This is a genomic window from Leifsonia sp. GW821-FHT13C05 (genome assembly GCF_058806515.1).
On record NZ_JBXAPT010000008.1, the window covers coordinates 65,265 to 85,316 of the forward strand.

At 68.2% G+C, this 20,052-nt stretch carries 15 protein-coding genes; 14 read left to right on the forward strand and 1 reads right to left on the reverse strand.

Going from position 1 to position 20,052, the window contains the following annotated elements; translation table 11 throughout:
* Positions 1 to 11 precede the first annotated feature (11 nt).
* The 3 genes from AC1ROC_RS18150 to AC1ROC_RS18160 are packed head-to-tail and all read left to right on the forward strand — an operon-like array spanning position 12 to position 2,286.
* Positions 12 to 773, forward strand: a complete 762-nt coding sequence (locus tag AC1ROC_RS18150) for a LamB/YcsF family protein (RefSeq protein ID WP_493001797.1) — start codon at positions 12 to 14, stop codon at positions 771 to 773.
* Entirely contained in the window at positions 770 to 1,387 is a 618-nt protein-coding gene (gene pxpB, locus AC1ROC_RS18155; RefSeq protein WP_493001798.1) for a 5-oxoprolinase subunit PxpB, read from the forward strand. The genes AC1ROC_RS18150 and pxpB overlap by 4 nt, the downstream gene beginning before the upstream one ends.
* Complete coding sequence (locus tag AC1ROC_RS18160; RefSeq protein WP_493001799.1) at positions 1,384 to 2,286, forward strand: 5-oxoprolinase subunit C family protein; 903 nt, start codon at positions 1,384 to 1,386, stop codon at positions 2,284 to 2,286. Before pxpB ends, AC1ROC_RS18160 begins: the two co-directional genes overlap by 4 nt.
* 17 nt (positions 2,287 to 2,303) lie before the next feature.
* Here AC1ROC_RS18160 and AC1ROC_RS18165 read toward each other — a convergent pair whose 3' ends face one another.
* Positions 2,304 to 3,170: a spermidine synthase gene (locus AC1ROC_RS18165; protein WP_493001800.1), complete on the reverse strand. Its 867-nt coding sequence runs from the start codon at positions 3,168 to 3,170 to the stop codon at positions 2,304 to 2,306.
* A 155-nt stretch (positions 3,171 to 3,325) separates the two neighbouring features.
* Between AC1ROC_RS18165 and AC1ROC_RS18170 the strand changes: the two genes are divergently transcribed.
* The 11 genes from AC1ROC_RS18170 to AC1ROC_RS18220 all read left to right on the forward strand — a co-directional run bounded on the left by AC1ROC_RS18170 (position 3,326) and on the right by AC1ROC_RS18220 (position 20,009).
* Positions 3,326 to 3,880: a hypothetical protein gene (locus AC1ROC_RS18170; protein ID WP_493001801.1), complete on the forward strand. Its 555-nt coding sequence runs from the start codon at positions 3,326 to 3,328 to the stop codon at positions 3,878 to 3,880.
* Positions 3,877 to 5,025: a sensor histidine kinase gene (locus AC1ROC_RS18175; RefSeq protein WP_493001802.1), complete on the forward strand. Its 1,149-nt coding sequence runs from the start codon at positions 3,877 to 3,879 to the stop codon at positions 5,023 to 5,025. Before AC1ROC_RS18170 ends, AC1ROC_RS18175 begins: the two co-directional genes overlap by 4 nt.
* Entirely contained in the window at positions 5,022 to 5,675 is a 654-nt protein-coding gene (locus tag AC1ROC_RS18180; RefSeq protein ID WP_493001803.1) for a response regulator transcription factor, read from the forward strand. The genes AC1ROC_RS18175 and AC1ROC_RS18180 overlap by 4 nt, the downstream gene beginning before the upstream one ends.
* A 22-nt stretch (positions 5,676 to 5,697) precedes the next feature.
* Positions 5,698 to 6,723 (forward strand): SDR family oxidoreductase, encoded by a 1,026-nt coding sequence (locus AC1ROC_RS18185; protein ID WP_493001804.1) that lies wholly within the window; start codon positions 5,698 to 5,700, stop codon positions 6,721 to 6,723.
* Between the two features lie 298 nt (positions 6,724 to 7,021).
* The gene (rpoB, locus tag AC1ROC_RS18190) at positions 7,022 to 10,519 is read left to right on the forward strand and encodes a DNA-directed RNA polymerase subunit beta (protein ID WP_085368842.1); all 3,498 of its coding nucleotides are present in this window, start codon (positions 7,022 to 7,024) and stop codon (positions 10,517 to 10,519) included.
* 44 nt (positions 10,520 to 10,563) lie between these two features.
* A complete protein-coding gene (locus tag AC1ROC_RS18195; RefSeq protein WP_168690063.1) occupies positions 10,564 to 14,439 on the forward strand; it encodes a DNA-directed RNA polymerase subunit beta' in 3,876 nt (1,291 codons plus the stop codon).
* Between the two features lie 102 nt (positions 14,440 to 14,541).
* Positions 14,542 to 14,772 carry a hypothetical protein gene (locus AC1ROC_RS18200; RefSeq protein ID WP_085368840.1) on the forward strand — a complete coding sequence of 77 codons (231 nt, stop codon included), beginning with the start codon at positions 14,542 to 14,544 and terminating at the stop codon, positions 14,770 to 14,772.
* A gap of 166 nt (positions 14,773 to 14,938) precedes the next feature.
* Positions 14,939 to 16,609 (forward strand): GspE/PulE family protein, encoded by a 1,671-nt coding sequence (locus tag AC1ROC_RS18205; RefSeq protein ID WP_085368839.1) that lies wholly within the window; start codon positions 14,939 to 14,941, stop codon positions 16,607 to 16,609.
* A gap of 8 nt (positions 16,610 to 16,617) precedes the next feature.
* Entirely contained in the window at positions 16,618 to 18,159 is a 1,542-nt protein-coding gene (locus tag AC1ROC_RS18210) for a type IV pilus twitching motility protein PilT (protein ID WP_493001805.1), read from the forward strand.
* A gap of 4 nt (positions 18,160 to 18,163) precedes the next feature.
* Positions 18,164 to 19,390: a type II secretion system F family protein gene (locus AC1ROC_RS18215; protein ID WP_493001806.1), complete on the forward strand. Its 1,227-nt coding sequence runs from the start codon at positions 18,164 to 18,166 to the stop codon at positions 19,388 to 19,390.
* A 175-nt stretch (positions 19,391 to 19,565) separates the two neighbouring features.
* On the forward strand, positions 19,566 to 20,009 hold the full coding sequence (locus AC1ROC_RS18220; protein WP_493001807.1) for a type II secretion system protein: 444 nt from the start codon (positions 19,566 to 19,568) through the stop codon (positions 20,007 to 20,009).
* Positions 20,010 to 20,052 lie beyond the last annotated feature (43 nt).

A 20,052-nucleotide genomic window follows, 5' to 3' on the forward strand; every position in this document is an offset into this window, starting at 1 on the left:
ACAATGGAGGGGTGGAACGTTCGATCGACCTCAACAGCGACCTCGGCGAGTCGTTCGGCGCCTGGCGGATGGGCGACGACGCCGCCATGCTGCGACTGGTGTCGAGCGCCAACGTGGCATGCGGGTTCCACGCGGGTGACGCATCCACGATGCTGGCCACCTGCCGCCTCGCCGCCGAGCAGGGCGTCGCCCTTGGCGCGCACGTCTCCTACCGGGACCTCGCCGGGTTCGGCCGCCGCAGCATGGAGGTGGAACCCGGCACTCTGCATGACGAGACGCTGTACCAGCTCGCCGCGCTGAGCGGCATCGCCCGTGTCGCCGGAACGCGCGTCTCGTACGTGAAGCCGCACGGCGCCCTCTACAATCGCATCGTCACCGACCGGGAGCAGGCGCGCGCCGTCGCGAGCGCGGTCGCCGCTTTCGACCCGTCCCTCCCGATCCTCGGTCTCGCCGGCTCCGCCATCGCGGAGGCGGCACGGGATGCCGGACTCCGCTTCGTCAACGAGGCGTTCGTCGACCGCGCCTACCGCGCCGACGGCACCCTGGTGCCGCGCACCGAGCCGGGCGCCGTCCTCTCCGGAGACGCCGCCATCGCAGAGCGCGCCGTGCGCCTCGCGCTCGACGGCCGCGTCGTCGCCGCCGACGGCACGGACATCGAGGTGCGCGTCGACTCGCTCTGCGTGCACGGCGACACCCCGGGCGCCGTCGCGATGGCCGCCGCCGTCCGGGCCGCACTCACCGACGCCGGCGTGCGCGTGGAGGCGTGGAGATGACCGTGCGCGTGCTCCCGAACGGTGACAGTGCCCTGCTGGCCGAGCTCGACGACCTGGATGGGGTGCTCGCCCTCTACGGCACGCTCGAGCGCACCCGCCCGGCCGGGGTCGTCGAACTGGTGCCGGCCGCGCGCACGATCGGCGTCGCCGTCGACCCGGCCGTACTGCCGCTCAGCGTCGCGGCGAACTGGCTGGCGCACGCCGTCCCCGACCAACAGGCCACAGGAGACCGGAGCGCCGTCGAGCTTCCCGTGCGGTACGACGGCGACGACCTGGCCGAGGTCGCCGCCCTGCTCGGGATGAGCCCCGCCGAGGTCGTCGCGCTGCACACCGGCTCCACCTGGCGGGTCGCGTTCTGCGGCTTCGCGCCCGGTTTCGGCTATCTGGTGACCGACCACGACCGCCTCGTGGTGCCCCGCCGTGCGACCCCGCGCACTGCGGTCCCCGCCGGCGCGGTCGGCCTGGCCGGCGAGTTCAGCGGCGTGTACCCGCGGTCGAGTCCCGGCGGCTGGCAGCTGATCGGCAGCACCACCGCGACCGTCTGGGATGCGGCCGCCGAGACCCCGGCGCTGCTGTCGCCCGGCACGGTCGTCCGGTTCGTGGAGGCGCCGTGAGTATCGTCGTCATCGAGCCGGGCCCGCTCACCGTCGTCCAGGACAGAGGACGGCCCGGGCTCTCGCACCTGGGCGTCAGCCCGTCCGGCGCGCTCGACAGGGCAGCGCTGTCGCTCGGCAACCGCCTGCTCGGCAACGACGCTGGATGCGCCGGCCTGGAGATCCTGTTCGGCGGCTTCACCGCCCGGTTCGACGCACCGGCCTGGTTCGCGGTGACCGGCGCAGCCGGGCCGAACACGCTCGACGGCGTGCCCGTCGATCCGCACCTCGCGCAGCACGCGGAAGCCGGTGCCGTGCTGCGGATCGCCCCGCCGGCGGTCGGCGCGCGCAGCTATCTCGCCGTCCGCGGCGGCGTCATCGCCGAGCCCGTGCTCGGGTCGCGCTCCACCGACCTGCTCTCGGCCCTCGGGCCGGCGCCCGTCCTGGCGGGGGACGTGCTGCCGATGGGCGAGCATCCACGGGCCGAGGTGCCCCTGCTCGACTTCGTGCCCGTCGCGGAGCCGGTGGCGGGCGTGGTGGAGGTGCGCGCCCATCCCGGCCCCCGCGCCGACTGGTTCACGCCGGCGGCCATCGACGCGTTCTACACCGCGGAGTGGCGGCTGAGCGCGGCGAGCAACCGGGTCGGCGCGCGGCTCGACCCTCCGCGTCGCCCGGCGCACGCCGCCGGGGTGGATGCGCATCCCGTGCCGCTGCTGGAACGGTCGAACCCCGCGGAGCTGCCGAGCGAGCCGATGGTCGCAGGCTCCGTGCAGGTCTCGCCGGACGGCAGGCCGACCGTGCTGCTCGCCGACCATCCCGTCACGGGCGGCTATCCGGTGATCGCCGTCGTCGCCGACACCTCGCTCGACGCCTTCGCGCAGCTGCGGCCCGGCCAGGCCGTCACCTTCCGGCACGCTTGACGCGGTCGGTCGGGGCGTCAGTCCCGCCGTGTCCCGGTCTGGAAGATGCTGCGTGCAGGGGGAGGAGACGGCACACTCGTCGTGTCCGTGACGATCGGCGCCTTCCCGGCGAACGTCTTCAGCTCGGCCCCGGCCACCGCCTTGGCCGGATGCGGCCCGCTCGCCAGCAGGCGCGGCAGCCAGTCGAGGGGCAGGGAGGCGTTCGAGCCCACCAGCACCACGTTGCCGAACCGCCGCCCCTTGAGCACCTGCGTCTCGGCCAGCGCAGCGACGTTCTCCACCACGGCGCCGAGCGTCGCGATCTGGCTGCGGGCGAACGACAGCGGGGGACCGTCGGCGACGTTCACCAGCACGATCCCGTCCGGGGCGAGCAGGGAGACGGCCGAGCGGTAGAACTCCACACTCGTCACGTGTGCGGGCGTGCGGGCGCCGCTGAAGATGTCGATGACCAGCAGGTCGACGGAACCGCGCAGCCCGGCGGGCAGCTTGCCGACCACCTCGCGGGCGTCCCCGTGCCGGATGCGCACCTGCGCGTAGCGGGGGAGAGGCAGGTTCTCGCGCACCAGGTCGACGAGGTTGCTCTCCAGCTCCACCACCTGCTGGCGGGAACCCGGCCGGGTGTGCGCGATGTAGCGCGGCAGCGTCAGCGCCCCGGCTCCCAGGTGCACGGCGGTGATCGGCTCGCCAGGATCGCCGATGAGGTCGATGACGTTCCCCATCCGCTGCACGTACTCGAAGAACAGCTGGGAGGGGTCGTCGAGGTTCACGTGCGACTGGGGCGTGCCGTCGACCACGAGCTGGTACGAACCCGGCACGAACCTGTCCGGTTCGATCGTCGCGAGGTAACCGCTCTCCTTGAGCACGACGGACGGGTTCTCTGGCACGGCATCCACCCTAGTCGCGCCCGCCGTCCCGCCCGACCCCCGCCTGATCTCCACCCGCATCTCCACCCACGGGCGGTGCCGGATGCGCGGCCCGCGCAGCACGCTGGAACAGTGCCGGGAACCTCCCGGCGCCACACGCTCACGAAAGGCCGGTCATGACCATCCAAATGCTCGGAAACGCTCTTCTCATCGTCGCGGCGATCGGCTGGATCGGCTTCCGGCAGATGACCTGGCGGCCTGTCTCGCTCGGCCGCATGTGGCGAGGCCCCGCGATCTTCGGCATCATCGGCCTCGTCCTCATCGCGCAGACCACCAAGCCGACCGCGCTCACTGCTCTCGACATCGGCGTCCTGGTCGTCGAGCTCGCGATCTCGCTGGGCATCGGAGCGTGGATGGGGGCCATCGCCCACTTCCGGCTGCTTCCGGAGCCGATCGACATCGGCAAGGACCGCAGGGACGTGGCGACCTACGAGTCGCGCACGGGTGCGTGGGGGCTCGCGCTCTGGGTGCTCGTGATCGTCGTCCGCGTCGGCATCGACGTGCTGGCCGGGATGGCCGGATCGCACCTGGCGGCGTCCACCGGCGTCATCCTGCTCATGCTCGCGGCCAACCGGGCGGCGCGCACCGCGGTGTTCGCCCAGCGGCTCGGCCGCCACGCTGCGGCCACCGTCAACGCCGCGGACCCGAATCGCAGCATGATGGGATCGTGAACCCGCCCAGACAGCAGAGCCCGCTGGCCTTCGCGCTGAACCTCGTCGGCGCGCTGGCCATCGGGTTCTCGCTGATCGTGTCGCACTCGGCGGAGCGGCCGGTCTGGGTGCTGGTCCTCGCTCTGATCGCGGACGCCGCCTGGGTGGCACGCGGCGCCATCGCGCTCGCGGGCGTCCGCGCCGGGGAGACGGCGCTTCTGGTCGTCGCCGCCGTTGCCGGCGGACTCGTCGCAGCCCCGTCGGACGGGCTCTCCGTCGTCCCGGCCGCCATCGCCGTGCTCGCCACGGTCGGCGCTCCGCGTCGGCCGGTTCTGGAGGGATTCGGTCTGGCCGTGGTGACGCTGGCGCTCGTCGCCGCCGGCGCCGTGCCGTTCGGAACGGGCGTCGGCGCTGTGCTCGCCATGATGGGCGGCGTGGTGCTCGCGGTGTTCGCCGGGCTCAGCCGCCGTCAGTTCCGCCAGTCGGAGGAGCAGGCGGCGCTGCTGCAGGAGCGCGAACGCGAGATGCGCGAGGAGGCGGCCCGCGTCGCCATCGCCCGTGACCTGCACGACGTGCTCGCGCACAGCCTCGGCGGGCTGGTCATCCAGCTGGATGCGGTCGAGGCCCTCCTCGAAGCGGGGGACACCGCGGCCGCGACAGCCAGGGTGACCGACGCGCGAGCGCTCGCCGCGAGCGGGCTGAGCGAGGCCAGGCGCGCGGTCGCCGCGCTGCGCGATCCAGCGGGGAGCGGCGCATCCGGAATGGTCGTCGAGCCAGCGGCCTTCGCGGCGGCGGTCGACGACCTGCTCGCCGCCCACCGCTCCCTCGGCGGCGTGGTCGACCTCACCACCCACGGCGAGCCGGCCGAGCTCACCGCCGCCCAGGGCGCCGCACTGCAGCGCGCCCTGCAGGAATCGCTGAGCAATGCGCGCAAGCACGCGCAGGGCGAGCCGGTGCGCGCCGACATCGACTGGCAGAGTGGTCGCGTGCGCCTCACCGTCTCCAACCCGCTCTCCGATGACGTCGGCGAACTCGCGGCGACCGGAGGAGGGCACGGCCTCGACGGGATGCGCGAACGCGTCGCCGCCCTCCCGCTCGGTGGTGCTGCGACGGCCGGTGTCGTCGGCGACCGCTTCACCGTGACCGTGGAGGCGAGGCTCTCATGACCGACGAACCCCGGATCCGCGTCGTCGTCGCGGACGATCAGGCCATCATCCGCGACGGCCTCGTCACCGTGCTCGGCCTGCTGCCGGACATCGAGGTCGTCGGCGCTGCGGAGGACGGGGAGCGTGCGTTCGCGCTCGCCGTGGCCGAGCATCCGGATGTGGTGCTGATGGACCTGCGCATGCCCGGCGTCGACGGGGTCGCCGCCACGGAGCGGATCGTGCGCGACGCACCGGGAACGGCGATCCTGGTGCTCACCACGTACGCCGACGACGAGTCGATCCTCGGCGCCCTGCGCGCTGGTGCCCGCGGCTACCTCACCAAGGACGCGGGCCGCGCGGAGCTCGCGGCCGCCGTGCGGGCCGTCGCCCGCGGCCAGTCGACGTTCGCGCCCGAGGTCGGCGCGCTGCTCGTCAACAGCCTGACCGGCTCCGCAGCGCCGGCGCCGGTACCTTCGCTCTCCGTCCGCTTCCCGACACTGACGAAACGGGAGGTGGATGTGCTCGCCCTCGTCGCAGACGGCCTCAGCAACGGCGAGATCGCCTCCACGCTGTTCGTCAGCGTCGCCACGGTGAAGACGCACATCAACGCGATCTTCGCCAAGCTGGCAGTTCGCGACCGCGCTCAGGTAATCGCCCTCGTCCGTTCCTAGATTCTGGGGGAGGATGGGCCGCATGACACAACGAGTGCTCGTCACCGGAGGCTCCGGCTTCGTCGGCGCCACCTGCGTGCTGCAGGCGCTGCAGGCCGGATACGAGGTGCGCACGACCATCCGCACGCCGGCTCGTGCCGCCGACGTCCGCTCGCAACTGGTCGCGGGCGGCCTGGAGGACGCGGGAGGCGACAGGCTGACCTTCGCCGTCGCCGACCTCACCGCCGACACCGGCTGGCCGGAGGCCATCGCCGGCTGCGATTTCGTGCTGCACGTCGCCTCCCCGTTCCCGGCGACGCAGCCCAAGGACGAGAACGAGCTGATCGTCCCCGCCCGCGACGGCGCCCTCCGCGTGCTGCGTGCCGCACGGGATGCCGGCGTGCAGCGGGTCGTGCTCACCTCCTCGTTCGCCGCGATCGGCTACGGCCACCCGCCGACGGACCGCCCGTTCACCGAGGACGACTGGACCGACCTCGACAGCGGCGTTCCCGTGAGCGCGTACGTGAAGTCCAAGACGCTCGCCGAGCGCGCCGCCTGGGATTTCGTCCAGCGCGAGGGAGTGGCGCTCGAACTGGCGACCGTCAACCCGGTCGGCATCCTCGGTCCCGTGCTCGGCCACGACTACTCCAGCTCGGTCCAGCTGATCAAGGCTGTTCGGGATGGGCGGCTCCCTCGCCTGCCGAACGTCAGCTTCGGCATCGTCGACGTGCGCGACGTCGCGGCGCTGCACCTGCTCGCGATGACCAGGCAGGAGGCGGCCGGTCAGCGCTTCCTCGCCATCTCCGGCGACGTGATGAGCGCCCAGGAGGTCGCCCTCCTCATCCGGGGCCACCTCGGAGAAGGCGGAGCCCGCATCACGACCAAGACGATGCCGGACTGGGCACTGAAGGCGCTGGCGCCGTTCAGCCGCACCGTGCGGGGGTCGCTCCCGGACGTCGGCGTGGTGCGCCGGGCGTCCGCTGCCAAGGCGGAACGGGTGCTCGGCTGGTCTCCGCGGTCGCGCGAAGAGGCGATTCTGGCGACGGTCGACTCGCTTCCGACGGGCTAAATCCGCGTCGTTCCGCGGAAATATCGCAGAGCCTTCGCGGGTTATACCGCAAGGATGCGCGTCGGGTCAAGAAAAGAGTGGACACGGCGCGTCCATTTGACATATAGTTGTCTTTTGCGCTCCCAGACAAACATCTGCCTTCATATTGCGGTCGGCCTTGCTTATCTTCCGTGCGCGCCTGGGCCTGGTTCACAGGTCAGATGGGCGCCAGCACGATCCCCTGGGAGTTCTCGTCCATACAGTACACACACTGACAGACAGTAACTGAGGCCCGACGGGGCCCACGGAGGTTATTTCCTTGGCTGCTGCGCGCAACGCAACCAACACTGACAAGACACCCAAGAACGGACGAAACGCATCTCGTCTCTCGTTCGCAAAGATCACTGACACCCTCACCGTTCCGGATCTGCTCGCACTGCAGACCGAGAGCTTCGACTGGCTGGTCGGAAACGACGCGTGGAAGGCTCGCGTCGCCGAAGCCCAGGAGCAGGGTCGACAGGATCTGCCGAGCAACACCGGTCTCGAGGAGATCTTCGAGGAGATCTCTCCCATCGAAGACCTCGGTGAGACGATGCAGCTCTCCTTCACCAACCCCTTCCTCGAAGAGAAGAAGTACTCGATCGACGAGTGCAAGGAGAAGGGTAAGACCTACTCCGCTCCTCTCTACGTCGAAGCCGAGTTCATGAATCACCTCACCGGTGAGATCAAGACGCAGACCGTCTTCATGGGCGACTTCCCCCTGATGACCGAGAAGGGCACCTTCGTCATCAACGGCACCGAGCGTGTCGTCGTGTCGCAGCTCGTCCGCAGCCCCGGCGTCTACTTCGAGCGCACGCCCGAGAAGACGTCCGACAAGGACATCTACTCGGCACGCGTCATCCCGAGCCGTGGTGCATGGCTCGAGTTCGAGATCGACAAGCGCGACCAGGTCGGTGTCCGCATCGACCGCAAGCGCAAGCAGTCGGTCACGGTGTTCCTCAAGGCCCTCGGCCTCACCTCCGAGGAGATCCTCTCGGAGTTCGCCGGGTACCAGTCGATCGAGCTCACGCTCGAGAAGGACGCCATCCTCACCAAGGAGGAGGCGCTCAAGGACATCTACCGCAAGCTGCGTCCGGGCGAGCAGGTCGCTGCCGAGGCTGCGCGTGCGCTCCTCGACAACTTCTACTTCAACCCGAAGCGCTACGACCTCGCGAAGGTCGGCCGTTACAAGATCAACCGCAAGCTCGGGCTCGACGCCCCGCTCAGCGACTCCGTGCTGACCGTCCAGGACATCCTGGCCACGATCAAGTACCTCGTCGCGCTGCACGACGGCCGCACCACCTTCAACGGCGTCCGCAACGGTGAGCCGGTCGAGATCCGTCTCGACGTCGACGACATCGACCACTTCGGCAACCGTCGCATCCGCGCCGTCGGCGAGCTCATCCAGAACCAGGTCCGCACGGGTCTGTCCCGCATGGAGCGCGTCGTCCGCGAGCGCATGACCACGCAGGACATCGAGGCCATCACGCCGCAGACCCTGATCAACGTGCGCCCCGTCGTCGCCGCGATCAAGGAGTTCTTCGGAACGAGCCAGCTGTCGCAGTTCATGGACCAGAACAACCCGCTCGCGGGTCTGACCCACAAGCGCCGCCTCTCGGCCCTCGGCCCCGGTGGTCTGAGCCGCGAGCGCGCCGGCGTCGAGGTCCGTGACGTCCACCCGTCGCACTACGGCCGCATGTGCCCGATCGAGACCCCGGAAGGCCCGAACATCGGTCTGATCGGTTCGCTCGCATCGTTCGCGCGGATCAACTCGTTCGGTTTCATCGAGACGCCGTACCGCAAGGTCGTCGGCGGCAAGGTCACCGACCAGATCGACTACCTCACGGCGAGCGAGGAGGACGACTACATCGTCGCCCAGGCCAACGCTCCGCTGACCGCTGACAGCCACTTCGCGGAAGACCGCGTCCTGGCACGTCAGAAGGGTGGAGAGGTCGACCTGATCCCCGCAGACGAGATCGGCTACATGGATGTGTCGCCGCGCCAGATGGTCTCTGTCGCGACCTCGCTCATCCCGTTCCTCGAGCACGACGACGCGAACCGCGCCCTCATGGGTGCGAACATGCAGCGTCAGGCTGTGCCGCTCGTCCGTTCGGAGAGCCCGCTCGTCGGAACCGGTATGGAGGGCTACGCGGCCATCGACGCCGGTGACGTGCTCATCAACGACAAGGCCGGAGTCGTGTCGGAGGTGTCGGCTGACGCCGTCACCATCCAGCTCGACGAGGGCGGCACGAAGACCTACTACCTGCGCAAGTTCGACCGCTCCAACCAGGGCACGTCGTACAACCACCGCGTCATCGTCTCCGAGGGCGACAGGATCGAAGCAGGCGAGGTCATCGCCGACGGCCCAGCCACCGAGAACGGTGAGCTGGCGCTCGGCAAGAACCTGCTCGTCGCGTTCATGCCGTGGGAGGGTCACAACTACGAGGACGCGATCATCCTCAGCCAGAACCTGGTGAAGGACGACACCCTCTCCTCGATCCACATCGAGGAGTACGAGGTCGACGCCCGCGACACCAAGCTGGGCAAGGAAGAGATCACCCGCGACCTGCCGAACGTCAGCCCGGACCTCCTGGCCGACCTCGACGAGCGCGGCATCATCCGCATCGGCGCCGAGGTTCGCCCCGGCGACATCCTGGTCGGAAAGGTCACGCCGAAGGGCGAGACCGAGCTCTCGGCCGAGGAGCGTCTGCTCCGCGCGATCTTCAACGAGAAGAGCCGCGAGGTGCGCGACACCTCGCTCAAGGTTCCCCACGGTGAAGAGGGCACGATCATCGGTGTCAAGGTCTTCGACTCGCAGGACGGCGACGACGAGCTCGGCTCCGGCGTCAACCAGCGTGTCGTGGTCTACATCGCCCAGAAGCGCAAGATCACCGCTGGTGACAAGCTCGCCGGCCGTCACGGCAACAAGGGTGTCATCTCCAAGATCCTGCCGGTCGAGGACATGCCGTTCCTCGCGGACGGAACCCCGGTCGACGTCATCCTCAACCCGCTGGGTGTCCCCGGTCGAATGAACTTCGGTCAGGTCCTCGAGATCCACCTCGGCTGGATCGCGAAGAACGGCTGGGAGGTCAAGGGCAAGCCGAAGTGGGCTGCAGAGCTCCCTGAGGCTGCGTTCTCCGCCGCCCCGAACACCAAGGTCGCCACCCCGGTGTTCGACGGTGCCAAGGAGGAGGAGATCGCCGGTCTGCTCGACTCGACCACCGTCACCCGCGACGGCGACCGACTCATCGGCGGCTCCGGCAAGACCCAGCTGTTCGACGGCCGCTCCGGCGAGCCGTACCCTGACCCCGTTTCGGTCGGCTACATGTACATCCTGAAGCTGCACCACCTGGTCGACGACAAGATCCACGCGCGTTCGACCGGACCGTACTCGATGATCACCCAGCAGCCGCTCGGTGGTAAGGCGCAGTTCGGTGGACAGCGATTCGGTGAGATGGAGGTGTGGGCGCTCGAGGCATACGGTGCCGCGTACGCTCTGCAGGAGCTCCTGACCATCAAGTCGGATGACATCCTCGGTCGCGTCAAGGTCTACGAGGCAATCGTCAAGGGCGAGAACATCCAGGAGCCGGGCATCCCGGAGTCCTTCAAGGTCCTCATCAAGGAGATGCAGTCGCTGTGCCTGAACGTCGAGGTGCTCTCGGCCGACGGCCAGCAGGTCAGCCTGCGCGACGCGGACGACGAAGCGTTCCGCGCTGCGGAAGAGCTCGGCATCAACATCTCCTCGCGCTTCGAGTCGTCGTCGATCGACGAGATCTAAGCCGCCAGACCTACTGACACACTTTTTCCAGGAAAGAAGGAAAATTGATCGACGCAACAACGTTCGATGAACTGCGTATCGGCCTGGCCACTGCTGACGACATCCGTCGTTGGTCGTACGGCGAGGTCAAGAAGCCCGAGACCATCAACTACCGCACGCTGAAGCCCGAGAAGGACGGCCTCTTCGGAGAGCAGATCTTCGGGCCGAGCCGTGACTGGGAGTGCTCGTGCGGTAAGTACAAGCGCGTGCGCTTCAAGGGCATCGTCTGTGAGCGCTGTGGCGTGGAGGTCACCAAGTCCTCCGTCCGCCGCGAGCGCATGGGCCACATTGAGCTCGCTGCTCCCGTGACCCACATCTGGTACTTCAAGGGTGTTCCCTCGCGCCTCGGCTACCTGCTCGACATGGCGCCGAAGGACCTCGAGAAGGTCATCTACTTCGCCGCATACATGGTGATCGAGGTCGACGAAGAGGGCCGTCACGCCGACATGCCCGGCCTTGAGAACGAGCTCCGTCTCGAGATCAAGACCCTGTCCGACCAGCGCGACAGCCGCATCGCGGACCGTCTGCAGCGCCTGGAGACCGACCTCGCCGCACTGGAGGAGGAAGGCGCCAAGGCCGACCAGAAGCGTCGCGTCAAGGACACGGCCGAGAAGGAAATGGGCCAGATCCGCAAGTCCTACGACGAGGACATCGCCCGTCTCGAGCGCGTGTGGGAGTCCTTCCGCACCCTCAAGGTCGGCGACCTCAAGCCGGAGGACGCGGACTTCAACGAGCTGGTCGACCGCTTCGGGCTGTACTTCGAGGCGTACATGGGAGCCGAGGCGATCAAGCGTCGCCTGCTCGCGTTCGACCTGGCCGCTGAGGCCGAGCTGCTCCGCGATCAGATCGCGAACGGCAAGGGACAGAAGAAGATCCGCGCGATCAAGCGTCTGCGCGTCGTCTCCTCGTTCCTCGCCACCGGCAACTCGCCTGCTGCGATGGTCCTGGATGTCGTCCCGGTCATCCCGCCGGAGCTGCGCCCGATGGTGCAGCTCGACGGTGGCCGCTTCGCGACCAGCGACCTGAACGACCTGTACCGCCGCGTGATCAACCGCAACAACCGTCTGCGTCGTCTGCTCGACCTCGGGGCTCCCGAGATCATCGTGAACAACGAGAAGCGGATGCTGCAGGAGGCCGTCGACGCACTGTTCGACAACGGCCGCCGCGGTCGTCCCGTCACCGGCACCGGCAACCGTGCCCTCAAGTCCCTCAGCGACATGCTGAAGGGCAAGCAGGGTCGTTTCCGTCAGAACCTGCTCGGAAAGCGCGTCGACTACTCCGGCCGTTCGGTCATCATCGTCGGCCCGCAGCTCAAGCTGCACCAGTGTGGTCTGCCCAAGCAGATGGCGCTGGAGCTGTTCAAGCCGTTCGTGATCAAGCGCCTGATCGACCTGAGCCACGCTCAGAACATCAAGGCGGCCAAGCGCATGGTCGAGCGTTCGCGTCCGCAGGTCTGGGACGTGCTCGAGGAGATCATCCGCGAGCGCCCCGTGCTGCTGAACCGTGCACCCACCCTGCACCGTCTCGGCATCCAGGCGTTTGAGCCTCAGCTCGTCGAGGGCAAGGCCATCCAGCTGCACCCGCTCGTGTGTGCCGCGTTCAACGCGGACTTCGACGGCGACCAGATGGCTGTCCACCTGCCGCTGTCGGTCGAGGCTCAGGCCGAGGCCCGCATCCTGATGCTCGCGTCGAACAACATCCTGAAGCCGTCGGACGGCCGTCCGGTCACCCTGCCTTCGCAGGACATGATCATCGGTCTGCACCACCTCACCACCGTGCGCGAAGGCGCCGAGGGCGAGGGGCGCGCGTTCTCGTCGGTCTCCGAGGCGATCCTCGCCAAGGACCAGGGTTCGCTGCACCTCAACGCCAAGGTCAAGATCCGTCTCGAGGACTACGTGCCCTCCGACGCGAACGAGACCGGCACCGAGGGTGTCACCGCCATCGTCGAGACGACCCTCGGCCGCGCCCTCTTCAACGAGGCGCTGCCGGCGGACTACCCGTTCGTCGATGAGGTCGCTGACAAGGGCGTGATCTCGTCGATCGTCAACGCCCTCGCGGAGCGCTACCCGAAGGTGGAGGTCGCAGCAGCGCTGGACCGCATCAAGGACGCCGGTTTCTACTGGGCCACCCGGTCCGGTGTGACGGTGTCGCTGAGCGACATCCTGACGCCGCCGAACAAGCCGCAGATCGTCGCCGGCTACGAGAAGAAGGCCGCCAAGGTCACTGCCGAGTTCGAGAAGGGTCTCACGACCGACCTCGAGCGTCGTCAGGAACTGGTGAAGATCTGGACCGAAGCGACCAACGAGGTCGCAGAGGCCATGCGCGCCAACTTCCCGGCGGACAACACCATCAACCGCATGGTCACCTCCGGTGCCCGTGGTAACTGGCTGCAGGTGCGCAACATCGCCGGTATGCGTGGTCTGGTGAACAACCCGAAGGGTGAGATCATCCCCCGTCCGATCATTTCCTCGTACCGCGAGGGTCTGTCGGTGGCGGAGTACTTCATCGCGACGCACGGTGCCCGTAAGGGTCTGGCCGACACGGCTCTCCGTACGGCGGACTCGGGCTACCTGACGCGTCGTCTGGTGGACGTGTCGCAGGACGTCATCATCCGTGAGGACGACTGTGGCACGACCAAGGGTCTCGACCTTCCGATCGCCGAGGCCGGCGCCGACGGCGTGCTGGTGCGCGACGCGAACGTGGAGAACTCGGTGTTCGCCCGTACCCTCGCCGCCGACGCTGTCTCGCCGGAGGGAACCGTCGTGGCGAAGGCCGGTGACGACGTCGGAGACGTCCTCATCGACAAGCTGGTCGCCGCCGGTGTCACCGACATCAAGGTGCGCTCTGTGCTCACCTGTGAGTCGGCCGTCGGTGTGTGTGCAGCCTGCTACGGCCGCTCGCTCGCGACCGGAAAGCTCGTCGACATCGGAGAGGCCGTCGGCATCATCGCGGCCCAGTCGATCGGTGAGCCCGGAACCCAGCTGACCATGCGTACGTTCCACACCGGTGGTTCCGCATCCGCTGACGACATCACGCAGGGTCTTCCCCGCGTGCAGGAGCTGTTCGAGGCTCGTACCCCCAAGGGTGCTTCCCCGATCGCCGAGGCAGCAGGACGCATCACCATCGAGGACACGGAGCGCAGCCGCAAGGTCATCCTGACCCCGGACAACGGCGACGAGCCGCACGTCTACCCGGTGCTCAAGCGTTCGACCCTCCTCGTCGAGGACGGCCAGCACGTCGAGCTCGGAACGCAGATCATCGTCGGCGCCGTCGACCCGAAGGAAGTTCTTCGCGTCAAGGGCGTCCGTGAGGTGCAGAAGCACCTCGTCGGTGGTGTGCAGGGCGTCTACCGCTCGCAGGGTGTTCCGATCCACGACAAGCACATCGAGGTCATCGTCCGCCAGATGCTGCGCAAGGTCACCGTCGTCGAGCACGGCGACACCGACCTGCTGCCCGGCGAGCTGGTCGACCGCTCGAAGTACAACGAGGTCAACCGCGCCACTCTCACCGAGGGCAAGAAGACCGCGTCGGCTCGCCAGGAGGTCATGGGTATCACCAAGGCTTCCCTCGCGACCGAGTCGTGGCTGTCGGCCGCGTCCTTCCAGGAGACCACCCGCGTCCTGACGCAGGCGGCCATGGAGGGCAAGTCCGACCCGCTGATCGGCCTCAAGGAGAACGTCATCATCGGAAAGCTGATCCCGGCCGGTACCGGCCTGGCTCGCTACCGCAACGTGACGGTCGAGGCCACGGAAGAGGCGAAGGCGGAGCGGTACCCCAACCGCATCTTCGCCGACGACTCGGCCTTCAGCGAGAACGACCTGAGCTTCGTCGACTTCGACAGCTTCAGCTCGGACGACTACACCCCGGGAACGTACAACTAAGCGATTCCGTACGACGGACGGCCCCCGGTGCTTCGGCACCGGGGGCCGTCCTCGTTTGCGGGGGTGGACGGCCGACCCAAAGGGATGCGCGACAATGGATGCATGTGGCGTCACCTCCTCGAATACACCGACTCGACCGGCCGCGCGATGGTCGGTGTCGCGGTGGCCCTGCTGGTCGTCGCCGTGGGGAGCTTCCTGGTCGGGATCGTGCAGGCCACGACCGGCCACGCCGCGAGCACGCTGCCGTTCTGGATCACCACGATGGGTTCCGCGGTCGTCGCGGGCGTCCTCGTCTACCTCGCTTCGCGGCGCGCGGACATCCGCCGCCGCTGAACTTCGTCTGACCCCCAGGTGTGTGGCACCTGTAGGTGGGAGTGGTGCGTGTGTGACACGCGCGAATAGTGTGACATCGCTTCACCCGAAGAAGTGATATTGCAGTACCGCCGCATCTGCCGAGACACCCGACCCGCCCCGGCATCGTCCTTGCGAGGAGGCTCCCGTGGCGTCGATGACGGAAATCCTGATCCTGCACGGCCATCTGCCGATCGAGTATCTCGACACGGTGACGAGCGAGCCGACAGCCGATGAGGCCGCTGTGCGCGACCTGCTCGCGCGCGGCGCCATCAGCGCGATGCAGCTGGCCCGCGCCCGCGCAGCCCAGTCCGGCCTCCCGTTCGTGGAGCTCGGCGACTACCCGGTGGACCGCACCGCCGTCTCGCTGGTGACCGGCGCGATCTGCCGCCGCCACTCCGTCCTGCCGATCGGGACCGCCGACGGCACCGTGATCCTCGCGATGGCCGACCCGGGAAACGTGTTCGCCATCGACGACGTGCGCGCGGCCGCCCGGATGAACGTCGCCCCCGCCGTCGCGGAGCTCGGCGACCTGCTCACCGCGATCGACAGGTACATCCGCGCGGACGACGAGCTGAGCGACCTCACCACCACGCTCGAGGAGGAGTCGGCGACCCCGGACGATTCCAGCCTCACCATCGCTGAGTCGAGCGACGACGACGCCCCCATCGTCCGGTTCGTGAACCTGCTGGTGAGCCAGGCCATCCAGGATCACGCCTCCGACATCCACATCGAGCCTGCCGAGCACGACGTGCGCGTGCGGTACAGGATCGACGGGGTGCTGCACGCCATGCAGAGCGCGCCCAAGAGCATCCAGAACGGTGTCATCTCGCGCCTCAAGATCATGAGCGACATCGACATCGCCGAGCGACGCAAACCGCAGGACGGTCGCATGTCGGTCGTGCACGGCGGCCGCCAGATCGACCTGCGCGTCGCGACGCTGCCGACGGTGTGGGGCGAGAAGGTCGTCATGCGCATCCTGGACAACACCAACACCGGGATGACGCTGCGCGACCTCAATCTGCTGGAGCGCAACTTCGAGACGTACCGAGCCTCCTATTCGAAGCCGTACGGGATGATCCTGGTCACCGGCCCGACCGGCTCCGGCAAGTCGACCACGCTGTACACGACGCTCAACGCCGTCGCGCGACCGGAGATCAACGTCATCACGGTCGAGGACCCGGTGGAGTACCGGATGGCGGGCATCAACCAGGTGCAGGTCAACCCGAAGGCGGGGCTCACGTTCGCCAGCGCGCTCCGCAGCATCCTGCGCAGCGACCCGGATGTGGTCCTCCTCGGCGAGATCCGCGACCACGAGACGGCGCAGATCGCCATCGAGGCGTCGCTGACCGGCCACCTCGTGCTGTCGACCCTGCACACCAACGACGCCCCGAGCGCCGTCACCCGCCTCACCGAGATGGACATCGAGCCGTTCCTGGTGGGTTCCGCCCTGGACTGCGTGGTCGCCCAGCGTCTCGCGCGCAGGCTCTGCGACCGCTGCAAGCAGCCGGCCGTCTACTCGGTCGACGACCTGCAGCGGCTCCGATTCCCCGTGTCCGCCGACCAGCAGCCGCCGCAGGTGTTCGTGCCCGTCGGCTGCCCCACCTGCTCGAACACCGGTTACCGCGGCCGCATCGCCGTGCACGAGGTGATGGCGGTGAGCGAGGAGATCGAGCGGCTCGCCGTCGGCCGGGCATCCAGCGCCGAGATCGGCCGGGCGGCACGGGAGCAGGGGATGCTCACCCTGCGCGAAGACGGCTGGGAGAAGGCCAGACTCGGCCTGACCTCGGTGGAAGAGATCCTGCGAGTGGTGGCCTAGGAGGGCTCATGGCATCGGATGCGAGCAACGACACGAGTTGGGGCGGCTTTCCCCCGCCGGAGCAGAAGCCGGTGTACGAGATCCCGGTGACCCCACCGGGCTCGACCGCCGGAGGCTGGGCGCCGGGGGATGGCACGCCGCTGCTGCCGCCGCCCGTACTGGCGCCGCCGGTCGCGCCGCCGGTCGCGCCGCCGGTCGTCGCCCCGCCGGTCGCCGTGCCGCTTCCCACCGTCCCGTTCCCCGTGGTCGACGACGCGTATCCGGTGCAGCGGCTCGTCCCGTCCGGGCGTCGCGCCGCCGACCCGCTCCCCGAGCCCGTGCTTCCCGTCGCCCTGCACCCGCACGAGCCGGAGCCGATCGACGAGACGCTCACCGCCGTGGAGCGCGAAGCGCTCGAACGCGCGGACGCCGAGCTGGTTGCGGCGCTGCACGAGGTGGTCTACCAGGGCGCGTCCGACCTGCACGTCACCGTCGGGACGGCGCCGATGGTGCGCGTCGACGGCAGCCTGCGGCCGGCGGGCTCCGTGACCCCATGGAACCACGACCGCACCAGGGCGGCGCTCACCAGTCTCCTCACCGACCGGCAGCGCGAAGTCTTCGACCGGGAGCTCGAACTCGACTTCGCGTTCACCATCTCCGCCAACTCCCGTTTCCGCGTCAACGTCTACCAGCAGCGCGGCTCCGTCGGTGCCGCGTTCCGACTCATCCCGACCGAGATCAAGCAGCTGCACGAGCTGGGCGTCCCGGATGCCGTCGGCTCGTTCTCGCAACTGCCGCGCGGTCTCGTGCTGGTCACCGGCCCGACGGGCTCCGGCAAGTCGACCACCCTCGCCGCCCTCATCGACCTGGTCAACACCACGCGCGCAGACCACATCGTGACGGTCGAGGACCCGATCGAGTTCATGCACACCCACAAGAAGTCGATCGTCAACCAGCGCGAGGTCGGGCACGACACCCACAGCTTCGGTGCGGCCCTCAAGCACGTCCTGCGCCAGGACCCCGACGTCATCCTGATCGGCGAGCTCCGCGACCTGGAGACCATCTCCGTCGCACTCACCGCCGCCGAGACCGGCCACCTGGTCTTCGCCACCCTGCACACCCAGGATGCGCCGCAGACCATCGACCGCGTCATCGACGTGTTCCCTCCGCACCAGCAGGACCAGGTGCGCGCCCAGCTCGCCGCCACCCTGCAGGGTGTGGTCTGCCAGACCCTGGTAAAGCGGGCGAACGGCCGCGGCCGCGTGGTGGCCACCGAGATCCTGATGATGACCCCCGCGGTCGCCAACCTCATCCGCGAGGGCAAGACCTACCAGATCGCCTCGATGATGCAGGCAGGCCGCGACTCCGGGATGCGCACGATGGACCAGCACCTCGCCGACCTCGTCAACTCCGGCCAGATCACCCGCAAGGCGGCCATGGACAAGGCCCACGACGTGGAGGGCATCACCAGGCTCATCCAGCGCGCGGAGTCTCCGACAGACTCCTCGGCGATGGCCATCGCATCCAGCGGGCCGGACTTCGGCGACACATACTCAGGAACCGTGAGGTAGAGCCATGCCCGCAAGCACCGCATACGCGTACAAGGGCAGAGACGCCGACGGCAAGATCGTCAAAGGCCGGGTGGATGCGACGAGCGAGGCCGCCGTCGCAGCCCGGCTCAGGACGATGGGCCTCTCGCCCGTGTCGATCGCCGAGTCCCCGGGAGGCACGGGACTCAACCGCGACATCAACATCAGCTTCGGCTCGGGGGTGAAGCTCAAAGAGCTCGCCGTGATGAGCAGGCAGATGGCGACCATGATCGCCTCCGGGCTGTCCCTGCTGCGCACCCTGAACATCCTGGCCGAGCAGACGCCGTACAAGAAGCTGCAGGCCGTGCTCTCCGAGGTGCGGGATCAGGTGGAGTCCGGCGTCTCGACGTCCGAGGCGATGCGCAAGCACGCTGACTTGTTCCCTCCGCTCATGATCAACATGGTGCGCGCCGGCGAGACGGGCGGCTTCCTCGACGACGCGCTGGAAGCGGTCGCGTCGAACTTCGAGAAGGAGGTCAAGCTCAAGTCCTCGATCAAGTCGGCGCTGACCTACCCGGTGATCGTGTTGCTGATGTCGGTCGTCTCCGTCGTGGTGATGCTGCTGTTCGTCGTCCCGATCTTCGAGAAGATGTTCTCCAGCATGGGCAGCCAGCTCCCGCTGCCCACGGAGATCCTGGTGCAGCTCTCGCACGCGATGGTCTGGATAGCGCCGGTGCTGGTCGTGGGCGGCATCGTCTTCGCGGTCTGGTGGGGCAGGCACAAGAACGACGAGTCCGTGCGGCGCAAGGTCGATCCGGTCAAGCTCAAGCTGCCCGTCTTCGGCTCGTTGCTGAAGAAGATCGCCATCGCGCGCTTCAGCCGCAACTTCGCCAACATGATCAGCGCGGGTGTGCCGATCCTGCAAGCCCTCAGGATCGTGGGGGAGACCTCTGGCAACTGGGTGATCCAGAACGCCCTGGAGGAGGTCGCCGAGTCCGTGCGGCAGGGCGAGTCGATCGCGGCCCCACTGGCGAAACAGCCGGTGTTCCCCGCGATGGTGACGCAGATGATCGCGGTCGGCGAGGACGCCGGCTCGCTCGAATCCATGCTCGACAAGATCGCCGACTTCTACGAGCAGGAGGTCGAGGCGGCGACGGAACAGCTCACCGCGATGATCGAACCGCTCATGATCGCCTTCCTCGGCGTGATCATCGGCGGCATGGTCGTCGCCCTCTACCTGCCCATTTTCAGCATCGCCTCCGCCGTCAAGTAGTGACCCCCGACCAGGGGTTTCCACGCGTTTTATCCCCCTACACTGGGGTGAAATCTGACTGAAAACCCCCCAAATGTGGGATGTTTCTCAAAATCTCCTGGGAATTATGGTCATCACCGGAGCGGCACTCGCAAACGCTCCCCGACCCGCACTACCCGACCGATTGGAAACTGCAATGTACTTCCGACTCATGGGCAAGCTGAACGCTCGCCGCAAGGGCCTGCTCGAAGAGGACGAGAAGGGCTTCACCCTGATCGAGCTCCTCGTGGTGGTCATCATCATCGGCATCCTGGCCGCCATCGCCATCCCGATCTACATCGGGGTCCAGAACAACGCCAAGGACGCGGGCGTCAAGTCCGACCTGGCGAACGCCAAGACCGCCGTGGTCGCGTACTACACCGACAAGGGGTCAACGGCTGCCGCCCCTTCGCTCACGGATGGCACCCTCACCACGTATGGATTCACGGTGAGTGACAACACCCAGTCGATCGCCTTTGCTACCTCGCCCGCTGCGTCTGCAACGGCATTCTGCATCGACGGTGTCGGCAAGACGGGTACCAAGTTCCACATCGACCAGACGAACGGCGCCACGACCGGAGCCTGCGGAACGACTCCGTAACACCATCCCGGCGGGGGGGGGGGGGGGGGGGGGGGGGGGGCGT

Excerpts from the sequence above, each read along its gene's own strand:
- AC1ROC_RS18185 (WP_493001804.1), top strand. The coding sequence starts at position 5,698 with ATGACACAACGAGTGCTCGTCACCGGAGGCTCCGGCTTCGTCGGCGCC.
- AC1ROC_RS18200 (WP_085368840.1), top strand. The coding sequence starts at position 14,542 with ATGTGGCGTCACCTCCTCGAATACACCGACTCGACCGGCCGCGCGATG.
- AC1ROC_RS18210 (WP_493001805.1), top strand. The coding sequence starts at position 16,618 with ATGGCATCGGATGCGAGCAACGACACGAGTTGGGGCGGCTTTCCCCCG.
- AC1ROC_RS18220 (WP_493001807.1), top strand. The coding sequence starts at position 19,566 with ATGTACTTCCGACTCATGGGCAAGCTGAACGCTCGCCGCAAGGGCCTG.
- AC1ROC_RS18170 (WP_493001801.1), top strand. The coding sequence starts at position 3,326 with ATGACCATCCAAATGCTCGGAAACGCTCTTCTCATCGTCGCGGCGATC.
- AC1ROC_RS18180 (WP_493001803.1), top strand. The coding sequence starts at position 5,022 with ATGACCGACGAACCCCGGATCCGCGTCGTCGTCGCGGACGATCAGGCC.
- AC1ROC_RS18215 (WP_493001806.1), top strand. The coding sequence starts at position 18,164 with ATGCCCGCAAGCACCGCATACGCGTACAAGGGCAGAGACGCCGACGGC.
- pxpB (WP_493001798.1), top strand. The coding sequence starts at position 770 with ATGACCGTGCGCGTGCTCCCGAACGGTGACAGTGCCCTGCTGGCCGAG.